This is a genomic window from Salicibibacter halophilus (genome assembly GCF_006740705.1).
Taxonomy (GTDB): domain Bacteria; phylum Bacillota; class Bacilli; order Bacillales; family Marinococcaceae; genus Salicibibacter; species Salicibibacter halophilus.
The window spans coordinates 2,394,322-2,409,660 of sequence record NZ_CP035485.1 but is presented as its reverse complement, the minus strand read 5'-3'; the positions used below and the strand labels follow the sequence as shown (position 1 = coordinate 2,409,660).

16 protein-coding genes are annotated in these 15,339 nt (G+C 46.9%); 2 read left to right on the top strand and 14 right to left on the bottom strand.

What is annotated here, in order from left to right; genetic code table 11:
• Window positions 1-53: 53 nt before the first annotated feature.
• From EPH95_RS11690 to prfA, 3 genes are all read right to left on the bottom strand, one after another.
• A complete protein-coding gene (locus EPH95_RS11690) occupies window positions 54-647 on the bottom strand; it encodes a stage II sporulation protein R (protein WP_142090192.1) in 594 nt (197 codons plus the stop codon).
• An 86-nt stretch (window positions 648-733) separates the two neighbouring features.
• Window positions 734-1,618 carry a peptide chain release factor N(5)-glutamine methyltransferase gene (prmC, locus tag EPH95_RS11685; RefSeq protein WP_142090190.1) on the bottom strand — a complete coding sequence of 295 codons (885 nt, stop codon included), beginning with the start codon at window positions 1,616-1,618 and terminating at the stop codon, window positions 734-736.
• Window positions 1,605-2,675, bottom strand: coding sequence for a peptide chain release factor 1 (prfA, locus tag EPH95_RS11680; RefSeq protein WP_142090188.1), 1,071 nt, complete (start codon window positions 2,673-2,675; stop codon window positions 1,605-1,607). Before prfA ends, prmC begins: the two co-directional genes overlap by 14 nt.
• A gap of 131 nt (window positions 2,676-2,806) precedes the next feature.
• On the opposite strand from prfA, the gene EPH95_RS11675 reads away from it, so the two are divergent.
• On the top strand, window positions 2,807-4,147 hold the full coding sequence (locus EPH95_RS11675) for an FAD-dependent oxidoreductase (RefSeq protein ID WP_142090186.1): 1,341 nt from the start codon (window positions 2,807-2,809) through the stop codon (window positions 4,145-4,147).
• 45 nt (window positions 4,148-4,192) lie between these two features.
• Here EPH95_RS11675 and EPH95_RS18875 read toward each other — a convergent pair whose 3' ends face one another.
• From EPH95_RS18875 to EPH95_RS11645, 7 genes are all read right to left on the bottom strand, one after another.
• On the bottom strand, window positions 4,193-4,348 hold the full coding sequence (locus EPH95_RS18875) for a hypothetical protein (protein ID WP_160141739.1): 156 nt from the start codon (window positions 4,346-4,348) through the stop codon (window positions 4,193-4,195).
• A gap of 148 nt (window positions 4,349-4,496) precedes the next feature.
• Window positions 4,497-4,742, bottom strand: a complete 246-nt coding sequence (locus EPH95_RS11670) for a type B 50S ribosomal protein L31 (RefSeq protein WP_142090184.1) — start codon at window positions 4,740-4,742, stop codon at window positions 4,497-4,499.
• Between the two features lie 129 nt (window positions 4,743-4,871).
• On the bottom strand, window positions 4,872-6,167 hold the full coding sequence (rho, locus tag EPH95_RS11665) for a transcription termination factor Rho (protein ID WP_142090182.1): 1,296 nt from the start codon (window positions 6,165-6,167) through the stop codon (window positions 4,872-4,874).
• A 379-nt stretch (window positions 6,168-6,546) separates the two neighbouring features.
• On the bottom strand, window positions 6,547-7,515 hold the full coding sequence (glpX, locus tag EPH95_RS11660; RefSeq protein WP_142090180.1) for a class II fructose-bisphosphatase: 969 nt from the start codon (window positions 7,513-7,515) through the stop codon (window positions 6,547-6,549).
• A 14-nt stretch (window positions 7,516-7,529) separates the two neighbouring features.
• The gene (locus EPH95_RS11655; RefSeq protein WP_142090177.1) at window positions 7,530-8,816 is read right to left on the bottom strand and encodes a UDP-N-acetylglucosamine 1-carboxyvinyltransferase; all 1,287 of its coding nucleotides are present in this window, start codon (window positions 8,814-8,816) and stop codon (window positions 7,530-7,532) included.
• Window positions 8,817-8,976: 160 nt separating this feature from the next.
• A complete protein-coding gene (gene fsa, locus EPH95_RS11650) occupies window positions 8,977-9,627 on the bottom strand; it encodes a fructose-6-phosphate aldolase (RefSeq protein WP_142091594.1) in 651 nt (216 codons plus the stop codon).
• Between the two features lie 376 nt (window positions 9,628-10,003).
• On the bottom strand, window positions 10,004-10,426 hold the full coding sequence (locus tag EPH95_RS11645) for a response regulator (RefSeq protein WP_142090175.1): 423 nt from the start codon (window positions 10,424-10,426) through the stop codon (window positions 10,004-10,006).
• 77 nt (window positions 10,427-10,503) lie between these two features.
• On the opposite strand from EPH95_RS11645, the gene EPH95_RS11640 reads away from it, so the two are divergent.
• Complete coding sequence (locus EPH95_RS11640; RefSeq protein ID WP_142090173.1) at window positions 10,504-11,019, top strand: DUF2529 family protein; 516 nt, start codon at window positions 10,504-10,506, stop codon at window positions 11,017-11,019.
• 56 nt (window positions 11,020-11,075) lie between these two features.
• Here EPH95_RS11640 and EPH95_RS11635 read toward each other — a convergent pair whose 3' ends face one another.
• The 4 genes from EPH95_RS11635 to EPH95_RS11620 all read right to left on the bottom strand — a co-directional run bounded on the left by EPH95_RS11635 (window position 11,076) and on the right by EPH95_RS11620 (window position 15,336).
• Complete coding sequence (locus tag EPH95_RS11635) at window positions 11,076-12,683, bottom strand: CTP synthase (RefSeq protein WP_142090171.1); 1,608 nt, start codon at window positions 12,681-12,683, stop codon at window positions 11,076-11,078.
• Between the two features lie 210 nt (window positions 12,684-12,893).
• Window positions 12,894-13,373, bottom strand: a complete 480-nt coding sequence (gene rpoE / locus EPH95_RS11630) for a DNA-directed RNA polymerase subunit delta (protein ID WP_142090169.1) — start codon at window positions 13,371-13,373, stop codon at window positions 12,894-12,896.
• Window positions 13,374-13,511: 138 nt separating this feature from the next.
• The gene (locus EPH95_RS11625; protein ID WP_142090167.1) at window positions 13,512-14,123 is read right to left on the bottom strand and encodes a TetR/AcrR family transcriptional regulator; all 612 of its coding nucleotides are present in this window, start codon (window positions 14,121-14,123) and stop codon (window positions 13,512-13,514) included.
• A gap of 85 nt (window positions 14,124-14,208) precedes the next feature.
• On the bottom strand, window positions 14,209-15,336 hold the full coding sequence (locus EPH95_RS11620; RefSeq protein ID WP_142090165.1) for an acyl-CoA dehydrogenase: 1,128 nt from the start codon (window positions 15,334-15,336) through the stop codon (window positions 14,209-14,211).
• Window positions 15,337-15,339: the final 3 nt, after the last annotated feature.

Sequence of the window (15,339 nt, the reverse complement as noted above, 5' to 3'; positions counted from 1 at the left end):
TCGCTTATCCACAAAATGCTGCTGTTTATCCACATATCTCCTGTTTTGCACCACTACGCTCCGAACCAGCCATCCCAAACTTCGGCAAGAAAAAACGAAAACTCAGGCTCTTCTTCGATATCTTCTTCCTTTTCTTCTTGATCCGTCTCTTCCTCTTCTTCCCCGATGCCAAGGTCCGATAAACAAAGGGGCGGAAAAAGTACGCACCACCAGTTTTCGCCCTCCCCGTCGCCGATATCAATGACCAACGCTTCGTAATCCCCGGCCGGGTAAACGAGCGGGCCATACACACGGGTAGGAAATTCCACTTCTTTTTCCAATGACACATCCACAGGCATCGAAGCGTCATACGCGTGAACCACTTCTTCAGCTTTTTTTTCTATGATCTCCAAATGTGCGTCGAATACTTCTCGCGCTTCTTCTTTTGTCGGCACATCATCCATGTGCTCGGCACTGTAAATGGCCACTTCATCTCGCACTTCCCGCTTGATTTCCTGTTGCAGCAATGAATCATCATGGGAAAAAATCCGCAGCCGAATCGAATCTTCCGGTACCGGATCCTCTTCTTGCCAATGCTGTTGCTGGCTTTCCCAATTCCCCACAACCAAAAATAAACCGATAAAAACATAAATAATAGCTGATTTCATGGCTTAATCCCATCCTCTCTCTACCCACCAGGTTGGGCAAAGGAAAGGATGGGTTAAACGCATAATCGTCCGACAAAGTTCGCGGCTTACCGTTCAATCATCACGAAACGATCTTTGCCATTGATGTCCTGCAGGATATCAACATCCGCTTCGGGCAACTGTTGTTCCATGAGCAGCATAATTGCGGGACCTTGCAGTTCACCGATTTCAAAAAAAGCCAAACCATCTTCGGCAAGCGTATCGGGTAAATCTTCCGCCAATTTCCGGTAAAAGTACAAGCCATCTGCTCCGCCATCCAACGCCTGCCGGGGCTCGTGCTCCCGTACGAGCGATGAAAGCGATCGCCATTCACGGGTCGTAACGTAAGGGGGATTGGCCACGATAACATCCGTCGTCCGTCCTTGTTGCCGTAAGGGAGCCAACATGTTTCCCTCGAGAAACTCCACGGAGGAGGCCCCTAACTCATCTCCATTCTCCCTGGCAATCGCCAGTGCTTCGCGGGACACATCTAAAGCCGATACTGTTGCTTCAGGCCACTCCAGGGCGAGTGTGACCGCTATGGCTCCGCTTCCCGTTCCGACATCTGCAATCGTCGGCCGATCCATTCGTTGTTTTGCCTTCGTTAAAACGGCTTCCACGAGCTCTTCTGTTTCGTGGCGCGGAATCAATACAAATGGATTAACGCTGAAGCGGCGGCCATAAAAATAGGCAGCGCCTGTAATATATTGGACCGGCTCGCCTTCGCCATGACGTTCTGTCCACTTTTGATATTGTTTCCACTGCTCATTGCCAAGGCGTTCCCTTAAATGGAGATGGTAAGAGACACTTTCTAATTGCAACAAATCTTGCATGAGGTATTCCGCCGCTTTTTTTTCCAACCCTATTTTTTGAAAAAAAGACGAAGCCCACTGCAGGGCTTCCGATACACGCGGGGGCGGGGCAGGCATCCCCTGTTCGTTATTGTTCTGCATTCTCCATCAGCTCCGCCTGTTCCTCAACAATTAATTGCTCAATGATCTCTTCTATATTTCCTTCCATCACTTGATCAAGCTTTTGCAGCGTCAAGCCGATCCGGTGATCCGTGACACGACTTTGCGGAAAATTGTACGTGCGGATTCGCTCGGAACGATCTCCGGTTCCCACTGCTTGCTTACGATTCTCCGCGTATTCATCTTCGGCTTCTTTTTGATATTTGTCGTAAATGCGCGCCCGTAACACTTTCATCGCTTTATCGCGATTCTTGATTTGCGATTTTTCATCTTGGCACGAGACTACGATTCCGGTGGGCTCGTGTGTAATGCGAACGGCAGACATGGTCGTGTTGACACTCTGGCCGCCGGGCCCGCTGGAAGCAAAGGTGTCCACGCGCAAATCCTTATCGTGAATTTCCACTTCCACGTCCTCTGCTTCCGGCAATACGGCCACCGTCGCCGTGGATGTGTGAATGCGGCCGCCGGATTCCGTGGAAGGCACGCGCTGTACGCGATGGGCGCCGTTTTCATACTTCATTTTCGAAAACGCGTCTTCTCCGTTAATCGTAAATATAATTTCTTTGTACCCGCCCATGTCGGTTTCGTGGGATTCGATTACATCCGCTTTCCAATTGTTTTTTTCCGCATAACGGCTGTACATGCGAAAAAGGTCGCCCGCAAATAACGCGGCTTCGTCCCCGCCGGCGGCGCCACGAATTTCTACGATCACGTTCTTTTCGTCATTGGGGTCTTTCGGAATAAGCAGGACTTTTAAGTGTTCTTCGAGTTCTTCCTGTTTTTTGCTTAACTCCTCGACTTCATCATCAACCATCTGCTGCATGTCATCGTCCATATTGTCGTTTAACATCGTTTTTGCTTCATCTAGCTCTTCCATCGTTTGTTTATAACTGCGATACGTTTGTACTGTTTCTTCCAAGTCCGATTGTTCTTTTGAATAATCCCTTAGTTTGTCGGGATCATTAACGATATCAGGGTCACTAAGCCATTCGTTGAGTTGAAGGTAGCGATCTTCCACCGATTGCAATTTTTCGAACACAACATTCACCTCATTCTACTGCTTCACACAGTATAATATAAGGGGCTGTAGGCGTCAAAATCAGGTGTGCAAAAAGCCGCAGTTTCTTTTTATATAGGAGAGGGAATGGTAATCGTAAATGGGGGTATATTATGACACAATACGTTATTATAGGCGGCGATGCCGCGGGAATGAGCGCCGCCATGCAAATTATCCGCCGTGACCCCAATCACGCAGAGGTTACAACATTGGAAAGAGGCGGCATCTATTCCTATGCACAATGTGGTCTGCCTTACGTCATTGAAGGATCGGTGAACCAAACAACGGACTTGATTGCCAGATCACGGGAAACATTTCAGGAAAAATACGGCATCGACGCACGTACTTACCATGAGGTAAAAAGCATTGATCCAAACAAACAACAAGTGTTTGGCATAGATTTGGAACGGAATCAGGATTTCAGCATTTCTTACGACAAATTATTAATCGCGACCGGCGCTGATCCGGTTATTCCACCTCTTCCGGGCAATGACGCGAAAGGCGTGCACACGCTAAAAACCATACCCGATCTTGAACACTTGCAAAGCGACCTCCATCAGCACCGCCAAGTAACCATCGTTGGCGGCGGATACGTCGGGCTCGAGCTCGCGGAAGCTTTTGCTACCCAACATATTCCCGTGCGCCTAGTGGAACGCAACCGCCAATTGGCGAAAATGTTTGACGGCGATATGGCCACACTTTTGCATGACGAAGCAGAAGCACAAGGGATCGAAATTGTTTTCAACAAGACCGTAACGGAACTGAAGGCAGATGCGGATGGGCGCGTAAATGCTTTGTATGCTGACGATGAAGCTTTTGCCACCGATCTTGTTGTTTTTGCCACAGGGATTAAACCGAATACATCATTTTTGAACGGTTCAGGTATCAGGCAAAATGAAAAAGGCGCCATTCACGTCAATGGCCACATGAAAACCAATCTGGCGAATGTTTACGCAGCCGGGGATTGCGCCCTGCAATATCATCGCATCAAAGAACAACACGACTATTTGCCTCTGGGCACACACGCAAACAAACAAGGGCGTATTGCCGGCACAAATATGGCTGGGGTAGATAAATCCTTTCAAGGGGTTGTCGGCACTGCTATCTTTCGTTTTCTTCGTTTGACGGCGGCTCGCGCAGGGCTTTCGGAAAAAGAAGCAGAAGCATTGGGGATCCCCGCAGAATCGGTCTATTATAAAGGAACGGATATTGCCGGCTATTTCACGGATAAAAAACCGCTCCATATTAAGCTTGTGTACAGAACCGATAACCATTTGCTCCTCGGTGCGCAAATCATCGGGGAGTCAGGGGTTGATAAACGCATCGATGTATTGGCGACAGCACTTTTTCACTCCATGAGCATGGATGAGTTTGAAGACCTTGATTTATCTTACGCCCCTCCCTATAACGGCGTATGGGACCCTGTGCAACAAGCAGCCAGACGAGCAAAATAAATAAGGCCTCTCTGCATCCATGAAACGCAGAGAGGCTCGGTCTGTTCAGCCCCCATGATCGCCCGGCGTGACTTCAACTTTAAGGCCATTCATCTGAATATAATCGTGCAGCCCGTAAGCATCGATCGCCTGTGGCGGGTTTGCCGGCGTACACGCGACGAGGCTGACAAAAAGAAACAAGCAACAGAGCCTTTTCAACATACTGATACCCCCTTGTTCAGAGGTGTATCCCTATTCTTCCCCCAAAAACTTAAGAAAAAATCATGGATGTTAATGGCATACACTAACCCGATCGGGCAAAAAAAAGACTGCCCCTGTCAAGATGACAGTCGAGCAGTCTTTTTCATTATTAATCCAAGTTGTATTTCTTTTTGAATTTGTCGATCCGGCCGCCAGCGTCTGCAAGCTTTTGTTTTCCGGTATAGAAAGGATGCGAATCAGAGCTGATTTCTACTTTAATCAGCGGGTACGTATTGCCATCCTCCCATTCAACCGTCTCTTCTGAAGACATGGTTGATCCGCCCATAAACTTGAAACCGGTGCCTGTATCTAAAAAGACAACATTTTGATACTGCGGATGAATGTCCGTTTTCATGGTTGCGTTCCCTCCTCTACACGCTTGAACACAAGCGCTCGTTTCACACATGTTGTGATTATACCAAGGCCAATTGCGTTTTTCAAGGGGTGCGATAATGACCACCGGGATCTAACGCTAAAAATGCTGCTACCCGGAGGAATAACTACCGGCTTTCGCTTTTGTGTTTGTTCTTGCTTTATCTTGTTCCATGCGCTCAAAGAATTCATCATTTGTTTTCGTATCTTTGATCCGGCGAATAAAATGATCGATGAATTCGGGGGAATCGTTCATCGTTTTGCGCATTGCCCATAAACTTTCCAGCTGGCTTTTCGCGACTAGCAGCTCTTCTTTTCGGGTGCTGGAACGCCGGATATCGATAGACGGGAATATTCGCCTTTCCGCGAGGCGGCGGTCCAAGTGCAATTCCATGTTTCCCGTGCCTTTAAATTCTTCATAAATGACATCGTCCATGCGGGAACCTGTATCGACAAGTGCCGTGGCCAAGATGGTCATGCTGCCACCTTCTTCTATATTGCGTGCAGCCCCGAAAAATCGTTTCGGGCGATGGAAAGCAGCGGGATCAATCCCTCCGGACAACGTTCGTCCGCTCGGCGGTATGACGAGGTTATACGCCCGGGCCAACCGCGTAATGCTGTCCATTAAAATGACGACATCTTTTTTTTGTTCCACGAGACGCATGGCCCGTTCCAATACAAGCTCGGTCACTTTCACATGATTTTCCGGCACTTCATCAAAAGTGGAATGGACCACCTCCCCGTCTACCGAGCGTTCAATATCGGTCACTTCTTCCGGACGTTCATCAATGAGCAACATGATTAATTCGGCATCGGGATGATTTTCCGTTATGCTATTCGCCACCTGTTTCAAAAGCGATGTTTTCCCTGCTTTCGGCGGTGCTACAATTAGCCCTCGCTGCCCAAAACCCACGGGTGTAATAATATCCATTATTCTGGCGGAAAGCCGTCCCGGGTTTGTTTCCAAACGCATGCGTTCATTCGGGAATAACGGCGTGAGCGCCGGGAAATGGGGGCGTTCTTTCGCTGTATCCGGTTCATCTCCATTTACTGCCTCTACTTGCAACAATCCGTGATAACGCTCGTTATCTTTTGGTTTCCGCACCTTCCCGGAGACACGGTCCCCATTACGCAAATCGAAACGGCGAATTTGCGATGCAGATATATAAATATCTTGAGAACTCGGCAAATAATTGATCGGCCGCAGGAAACCATACCCTTCTGTTTGTATAATTTCCAGTACGCCTTCCATGAACATAAGACCGTCCTGTTCCGCTTGTCCTTTTAAAATCGCGAAGATCAATTCCTGTTTCGTCAATTTGCTATAATAGGAAATTCTAAATTCTTTCGCGAGCCTGTAAAGATCCCGCAACGTCTTATGTTCAAGCTCAGCTAAAGATAAACTCAATATTCATCACCATCTTTCATAAATTCAAACGGCTTACGGATTTCTTTTTTAGGAATACATAAGGGCGAGGCAAAGCACACATTCACAATCTGTTGAAGGAAGCGAGGCAGGTCCAATACAGTTGGATAGGAAAAACTGTCTCTATGGGTTGACTTAAAAGTAACATATGCCATCGTTTAAAAAAACCACTGTGACAACATAAGACAAAAATAGAGGTTATAATAAGAACGCATGTTCTTTTTTTATATTATACCATGTTCCTCTTGAAAGGCAAGAAAAACTTGGCTTTTCGCCAAGTCCTAAGCAGCCTTCCTGCGTATAAAAAAGACACTGCCAGCGCCGGTACCTCGCAATGTGGAGTCATGAGCGATTGTTTTGCTTAAGTCTTGAACACAAAGGCCGGCTTTTTTTCGACATTATGCTTCCCGTCCACAAAACGGACAGTTCCGGATTTCGCCCGCATGACAAGCGATTGCGTGGAAGCCCGCTTGCTCTTGTAGTGGACCCCTTTCAACAATTCCCCGTCCGTGATGCCCGTAGCGGCGAAAATGCAGTCATCCCCACCGACAAGGTCGTTCATGTAGAAAATTTTCGAAGGGTCCTCGATGCCCATCCTGCGGCAACGGTCAGCTTCCGCCTCGTCTTTCGGCAACAGACGGCCTTGCACTTCTCCGCCGAGACACTTTAAAGCAACAGCAGAAATCACACCTTCCGGCGCTCCGCCGGCACCTATTAACATATCCACACCCGTTTCATCAAAAGCGGTATTAATGGCCGCTGCCACGTCCCCATCTTGAATAAGTTTGATGCGGGCGCCGGCTTCGCGGACATCATTGATAATATTCTGATGGCGTTCCCTGTTTAAGATGCTCACGACAAGATCATCGACATCTTTTCCCCGTGCTTTCGCAACCGCTTGAAGATTTTCCGTAACAGGTGCATCCAAGTCAATCACACCAACCGCTTCTGGCCCAACGGCTATTTTATCCATGTACATATCAGGGGCATGCAACAACTCCCCTTGATCAGCGATCGCGATGACAGCCAACGCATTCCATTGGCCATTTGCCACAATATTGGTTCCTTCAACCGGATCCACAGCCACATCAACCTGGGGACCGGAACCGGTGCCTAGCTTTTCACCGATATAAAGCATTGGCGCTTCATCTTTTTCCCCTTCGCCGATCACTACTTTGCCCTCCATCGGGATCGTGTCGAAGACATCACGCATCGCGCTTGTTGCAGCATCATCCGCTTCCTCTTTGAGCCCTCGCCCCATCCATCTTGCAGATGACAAAGCTGCCGCCTCGGTTACACGCACAAGCTCCATCGATAAACTTCTTTCCATCTGCCTCTCCCCCATTACGAATCTTTCAATTGGTCCTGTTCTTCCTCTGTCATTTTTTCCCGCCAAAGCTTGGCTCCCAACATTAAAAGCTTATCTTCAAAAGCTTCATATCCTCGGTCGATATGGTGCACGCCGGTGACCTCCGTGACACCATCCGCAAAAAGCCCTGCAATGACCAAGGCAGCGCCTGCCCGAAGATCACTCGCCTTCACACGCGCACCTTCCAATTTTATTCCGCCATTGACCATCGCGGAACGGCCCTCAACTTTTATGTCGGCTCCCATCCGCCGCAGCTCATCAATATGTTTAAACCGGGCATTGTAAATGGTGTCCGTAATGATACTCGTGCCTTGCGCTTTGGCAAGCAAAGCTGTCACCGGTTGTTGTAAATCGGTCGGAAAACCGGGGTGAACAAGCGTTTTAATATCCACCCCTTTAAGTGCGTTGTTTGAACGTATAACGACAGATTCATCTTTGGTAATGATCTCAACGCCCATTTCCTGCAATTTCGCTGTTAACGACTCTAAATGATCGGGAATAACATTCTCAATCGTTACTTCCTCGCCCATTGTAGCTGCTGTTATCATGTACGTGCCCGCTTCGATTCGATCGGGAATAATGGTGTGGTTGCACCCGGTCAGTTTATCTTGCCCTTCAATGCGGATAACATCTGTACCCGCGCCTTTGATGACTGCCCCCATGCTCGATAGAATGGTGGCAACATCAATAATTTCCGGTTCCTTTGCCGCATTTTCGATAACCGTCCGCCCTTTTGCACGTGCGGCAGCAAGCATGATATTAATCGTTGCGCCTACGCTGACTACATCCAAGTAAATTCTCGCGCCCCTAAGTTCATTCGCGCGTAAAAATATCGATCCTTGTTCATTCGATACCGTCGCCCCCAATGCTTCAAAACCTTTAATGTGTTGATCAATGGGGCGGGGACCAAGATTGCAACCTCCGGGCAAACCTATATCTGCCTTTTTAAATTTCCCTAACATAGCTCCCATCATATAATAAGAAGCTCTCATTTTTTTCACGCGGCCGTTCGGCAATGGTGCAGGTGTAATGCTACGCGGGTCAATGGTGATCGATTCACCATGGTGTTCAACATCAGCGCCGATGTGCTGCAACAAATCGGCCAAAATTTCAACATCTGAGATTAGTGGCAGATTATCGACATTAACAGGGGCGTCCGCCAGGATTGCCGCAGGTATTAACGCCACCGCACTGTTCTTGGCTCCACTGATTTGAACTTGTCCGGATAGCGAATGTCCACCTTCTACCATTAGCTTGTCCATTGTCTGTCACTTCCTCATTTGGCAATTGTCTCATCACTCGCAAAATTATTGATAAGGAAAAGTGCCGGACCCTCAACATACAAGCCAGCACATTCCTAAAGCATTTCCAGTATAGACATTCCATCATCTTAATAGACGCCCTTTGCAAACCGCTCATAAACTAACTTTTTCCGTTCATCTTTTCCCAATCGGCAAGAAAGGCATCCAACCCTTTATCTGTCAATGGATGCTGCACAAGTTGGTGAATCACCTTCGGAGGGATCGTTGCAATGTGTGCGCCTTGTTTGGCTGCTTCTGACACATGCATGGAATGACGGACGGAAGCCGCGATGATTTGTGTATCAATGTCATGCAAGGAGAAACTGTTCGCGATTTCTCCGATCAAGTCAACGCCGCTATGGCCAATGTCATCAAGGCGGCCGATAAACGGGGATACATATGCGGCTCCGGCTCTGGCTGCCAAAAGCGCTTGCACAGTTGAAAAGACCAAAGTTACATTCGTTTCAATTCCATCCGCTTTTAAAGCCTTCACCGCTTTTAGGCCATCCAGTGTCATTGGAACTTTCACGGTGATATTCGGCGCAATGGCGGCCAAATCTTTTCCTTCCTTGTACATTTCTTCAGCTTCCGTGGCGATTACTTCAGCGCTTACAGAACCCTTAACAACCGAAACAATTTCCTGCAAACGGGACGTAAAATCCACCCCTTCTTTGGCAACGAGACTGGGGTTGGTCGTTACCCCGCTCAGAATGCCGAGGTCATGGGCGAAGCGAATATCATCCATATTTACCGAATCAACAAAAAATTTCATCATAGCTCGGCAAGGATTGGTTACCTATACGGAAAAACCAACATCCTTGCCTCCCTCCTTTCGCGATACTAAGAATTGGATCGTTAGGCAATTATATGTGGGGCAACGCGAAAACCTTTATTACCTTCAGCGGTGATTTTCCTTTTGAAAGGGCAAAACGTCCCGTCCATCCGAACAGAATAAGCATTTTTCTATCAGACCAATGGCACGTTAAATATTCATTGCTTTGCAATAGATGTGACATATAACTCCATTTTTCGTTTAACCATTCACTACTTGCGTATTATAACACAATTCTTATGATTTTTTCTTGTCCTATTTGAAGAAAATTCATGAGCCATCGATATATGTACAGTTCGGAAGGCCACTTGCTCATTTAAGCTCCGTCCATATACTGATTTACCTTTTTCAGAACCTCCTGAATATCAAAAGGCTTTGAAAAAGAAGCAACAATTTCCAAGTTTTTTAAATCCGTGTTCGTATTGTGCTCTTCATAAGCAGTCACAATTATTACACCTGTTGTGATGCCTTCATCCTGCATTGCTTTCACCATATCCACACCGTTTAAGCCAGGCAATTTTACATCTAAAAGTATAAGGGCATAATCTTCACGCCTAATCCACCCTAAAGCCTCCCATCCGTTGTTGGTATCTTCAACTACGTAACCTTCTCCCTTTAACATTTCTCTTATTAATGTACGAATACCCTCTTTGTCATCAATAATTAATATTTTGCGCATTGTTTTCTCCTTTTCCGTAAAGGGCATGCGGACTGGCTTCTCCCATATTTTTTTCTCCATCCTAAATGTACATCCTTTTAGCCACTCACGGGTTTTATGGTATTTTTGATGTTGAATAAAGAAAAGGAGACGATTCCATGATAAAGAGTTATACGACACAATTGCAACATGTATTCCATATGATTGGCAAGCAAGATGAAGCGATTGCAGACAGCGCCCGGCTTTTGGCTCAAGCGCTTGTAGGGGAAGGAAAAATATATGTACTTGCGAACAAGCGCTTCTCCGCACTTGCAGATACAATCGTCCAAAACGATGACACCCTTCAGGGAATAGAGCGTATGACTTGGCAACAAACAGATGAGGTTTCCACTGCTGACCGCATGCTTGTTCTAAGCGACGGAGCAGAGACAGAAGATGAGGCATCGCGCCTTCAATCTTTGTTACAGACGCATATCCCCCTCGCTTTTTTGGGACCGGGATATCCGAATCTTTCGTTTGTGGAAGGCATAGAGGAACCTATCGCGATCATTACCCAATCTTCTCCTATCGTACCCGCGGCCGATGGATCCAAATGCGGATACCCAACAGAGATCGCGATTATTTATGCCTATCAAGCGATGATGTTTGAATTGTCGGAGATGACCGTAGACTAAGTGGGCATACGTTATAAAAAAACCTTAAAAAAAGCCGAGCAGATAAATACTCGGCTTCACTCTTCAGGTAATGTTGCATGAATAAACTCCCGAAAAAGCGGTTGAGGACGCGTTGGTCTTGAAACAAATTCCGGGTGGAATTGGGTAGCCACGAAAAAAGGATGGTCGCTCAATTCGATCATCTCCACCAGACGGTTGTCGGGGCTTTGCCCGGAAAACAAAAACCCGGCGTTTTCAAAAGCTTCCCGATAGGTGTTGTTAAACTCATAGCGATGGCGGTGGCGTTCGTATACAATTTCTTCATCATACGCCGCTTTTGCGATCGTTCCCTCTTTGAGTTTGCAAGGGTATAGCCCGAGGCGCAGGGTGCCTCCCAAGTCTTCCACATCTTTTTGTTCCGGAAGCAGATCAATAATCGGGTGGTCCGGCTGGTCTACGAACTCTGCCGATGCTGCTCCTTCGTGGCCGAGAACATTGCGGGCGAATTCAACGGACGCAAGCTGCATGCCGAGACAAATGCCAAAAAATGGAACCTGATGTTCACGAGCATAACGTATCGCACTTATTTTTCCTTCAATTCCACGATGGCCAAATCCGTAGGGAACGAGAATACCGTCAATATCCTTGAAATGATCAGCAGCATTATCCCAGGTAATATCTTCGGAATTATACCAACGAATATTGACATCCGCATCATAAACGTAACCGGCGTGCTTAAGCGCTTCTACGATCGATAGGTATGCATCCGGGAGAGCTACATATTTGCCGACAATGCCGATCGTAATTTTTTTGGAAAGATGGCTCACTCGCTCGACAAGCGCCTTCCAATCCTCCATATCCGCTTCAGGCTTTGGCGTTTCCATGTTTAAGTGCTCACACACGATGGAATCCAGCCTTTGTTCCTGCAAATCGAGCGTTACCTGATAAAGAACATCGGCGTTCCGGGACTCGATGACCGCGTGTTTATCAATGTCGCAAAAGAGAGCGATTTTTTCTTTCATCGCATCGGGTACAGGTTGTTCGGTTCGAGCAACAATCACATTCGGCTGAATACCGAGGGAGCGTAACTCCTTTACGCTATGCTGCGTCGGCTTCGATTTCATTTCCCCGGCGGCTTCCAAAACTGGGATCAACGTGCAATGGATGTACATCACATTTTCAACACCGACATCACTTTTAATTTGGCGAATAGCTTCAAGAAATGGAAGGCTCTCAATATCCCCGACGGTTCCTCCGATTTCCGTAATCACCACATCGACGTTTGATTCCTCTCCCGCTCGATAAACCCGGTCTTTAATCTCGTCCGTTACATGGGGAATGACCTGTACAGTACCTCCGAGATAGTCCCCGCGCCGTTCTTTTCGAATAACCGAAGAATAAATTTTTCCCGTCGTCACGTTACTGTTTTTGTTCAAATTAATGTCGATAAAACGTTCGTAGTGCCCCAAGTCCAAGTCAGCTTCAGCGCCGTCATCTGTAACAAACACTTCCCCATGTTGATAGGGGCTCATTGTCCCCGGGTCGATATTAATATATGGATCAAACTTTTGAATCGTCACGTTTAATCCTCTATTTTTTAGCAGCCTTCCGAGGGATGCCGCGGCAATTCCTTTCCCAAGGGAAGATACAACGCCTCCTGTTACAAATATATATTTCACAGACATGCCTTATGCCAGCTCCTTTAAATGAAATATGAAAAATATGGCAGCTCCGCGCATGCCAAAAATAAAAAAGTGTCACCACGACCACCGGGGGTGGGGGCACACTTTTTCGGCAATTAATTTCTGTTTCATCTTTTTTTATCCATCATACAAGCCCAAAAATTATTGTACCTAGGGCATTATCAAAAGTCAAGATCTGCAAAAAGAGGAGGCTTACTGTTCAGCTTCAGCATCCTTGTCTTCCTTTTCTTCCTTATCGCCACCGTCTCCGAATCCATCATATTCTACTTCATCCGTATTGTCTGCATCATCTTCATTTGCAATTTCATCAAGTTCATCTTCCAAGTCTTCCAAATTATCGTCTTGTTGCTCCGATTCTTGCTCTTCATCCCCTTTGGAAGAAGCTTGGATGGTCCTGCTCAAATCCTCTTCTGACTGATCAACAGGATACCATGCTTTTAAACCCCAATGATTTGCCCCTAAATGAACAAAACTTCCGCCAATGTTCAAATCCGTGAACAATTTCGTACGGCGGTCATCCATTTGTTCCTTTTTTATTTGCTTGACCTCTGCAATTTCCGCGAACAAGTCATTATAGTGAACAGGTTCACGTTTTTCCTTTAATACTTTGTAAGCAAGCTCAACCGCTGACATTTCCAATACCTCATCACGATCGAGTTCACGAATCGTCACAGTGGCTTACACCCTTTCATTCAGAATACATTTTTCCACAATCGCATGATCGTGTGCATACCAACCATTATAAACATATTCCAGAAGTTTATGCCACCAAAAATGGGGAAACGGGTGATCTTTTTTTAATCCTATCGCCTATTTGGATAACAGCGCATCCAGTTGCAAGCGGGTGTATTGTTCCAATGTATAATGTTTCCTTAATGACCAGCGTCTAAACGTCCACATATGCCCTTTCACTGTTATATTTTCAGCCATAAAACGTGCAGATGCTTCATCCAGTGTCAAATACCCTTCTTCGCGGCATTCATCAATCACTTTTCGAATATCTGCCGTCATGCTCTCGTCCTTCTTTAACACATAGGATAGAGATTCTTTTGGCAATGATTTTGCTTCCTGATACATGACGAGCACTTCTTCCTGCATTTCATCCATCACTTGAAAAAGGGCGGTTACCATTTGTTCAAAACGCTCTGCGGCAGGCAAACTCTGATCCAATAGTTGATTGAAACGATCGGTCACTTCATCGTAAACCGCGTCACAAACAAGATACAGGATATCTTCTTTGGAAGTGACATATTCATACATCGTGCCCACGCTAAATCCTGAAGCCCGGGCGATTTCACGGGTTGTCGTACGGTGAAACCCTTTTTCCTGGAAAAGTTTAACGGCACTTTTGACCATTTGATCACGCCGTTTTTGGATGAGCTGCTCATCTTTAACCATCGCCGGAACATATCGTTTCTCCATTGGTTACACCCCGATATACTAGATGTGAGAAATGGGAGGCGGGAAGCGGGAAACGAAAAGTTGGCCCCCCCTCCCTCATATGACTTTAATCTGCCATCACCATTTTCGCGATTACAAGACGTTGGATTTCATTTGTTCCCTCGTAGATTTGCGTGATCTTCGCGTCTCGCATATATCGTTCCACTGGGTATTCACGGATATATCCGTAGCCTCCGAACACTTGCACCGCTTCCGTTGTGACTTCCATCGCCGTATCAGCCGCATAAAGTTTCGACATGGCAGACGCCTTTCCATAATCCAGCCCCTCTTGTTCACGCCACGCCGCTTGATATGTTAACAGTCGGGATGCTTCAATTTTCGTTGCCATATCCGCAAGTTTAAAGCTGATTCCTTGTTGGCCGCCGATGGATTTTCCGAATTGCTTTCGCTCTTTCGCATAAGCCGTCGCTGCATCAAGAGCCCCTTGAGCAATTCCTAATGCTTGCGCGGCAATCCCGTTACGACCGCCGTCCAATGTCTGCATCGCGATTTTAAATCCTTCGCCTTCCTCTCCCAAACGATTCTTTTTGGGAACACGACAGTTTTCAAGACGGATTTCAGTTGTAGGGGAAGAACGGATGCCCATCTTTACTTCTTTTTTTCCGACAAAAAAACCCGGATCGTCTTTTTCCACGATAAATGCCGCGGGTCCTGCATCCATCACTGCAAACACGACGTAAACATCGGCTTCCCCGCCATTTGTGATAAAGATCTTTGCCCCGTTCAGCACATAATGTTCCCCTTCGAGGACGGCCGTCGTTTTCATCGCGCCTGCATCAGAGCCTGATCCCGGTTCCGTAAGGCCAAAAGCGCCAAGTTTATCCCCGCGCGCAAGCGGTTTTAAATACGTTTCTTTCTGCTCTTCCGTGCCGAATTTATAGATAGGCCAACTTGCAAGGGAAATATGGGCGGATAATGTAACCCCCGTAGACGCACAGACACGGGATAGCTCTTCAATGGCAACGACGTAACTTAAAAAATCGCTGCCGGCACCACCGTCCGCTTCCGGCCAAGGGAGCCCCGTAAACCCGAGTTCAGCCATTTGTGTGAAAAGGGAGCGGTCAAAACGTTCTTCCGCGTCCCTTTCAGCAGCGGTTGGCTCCACCTCATTTTCAGCAAAATCGCGAACCATTTTTCGAATCATTTGTTGATCTTCTGATAATAAAAAATCCATGTG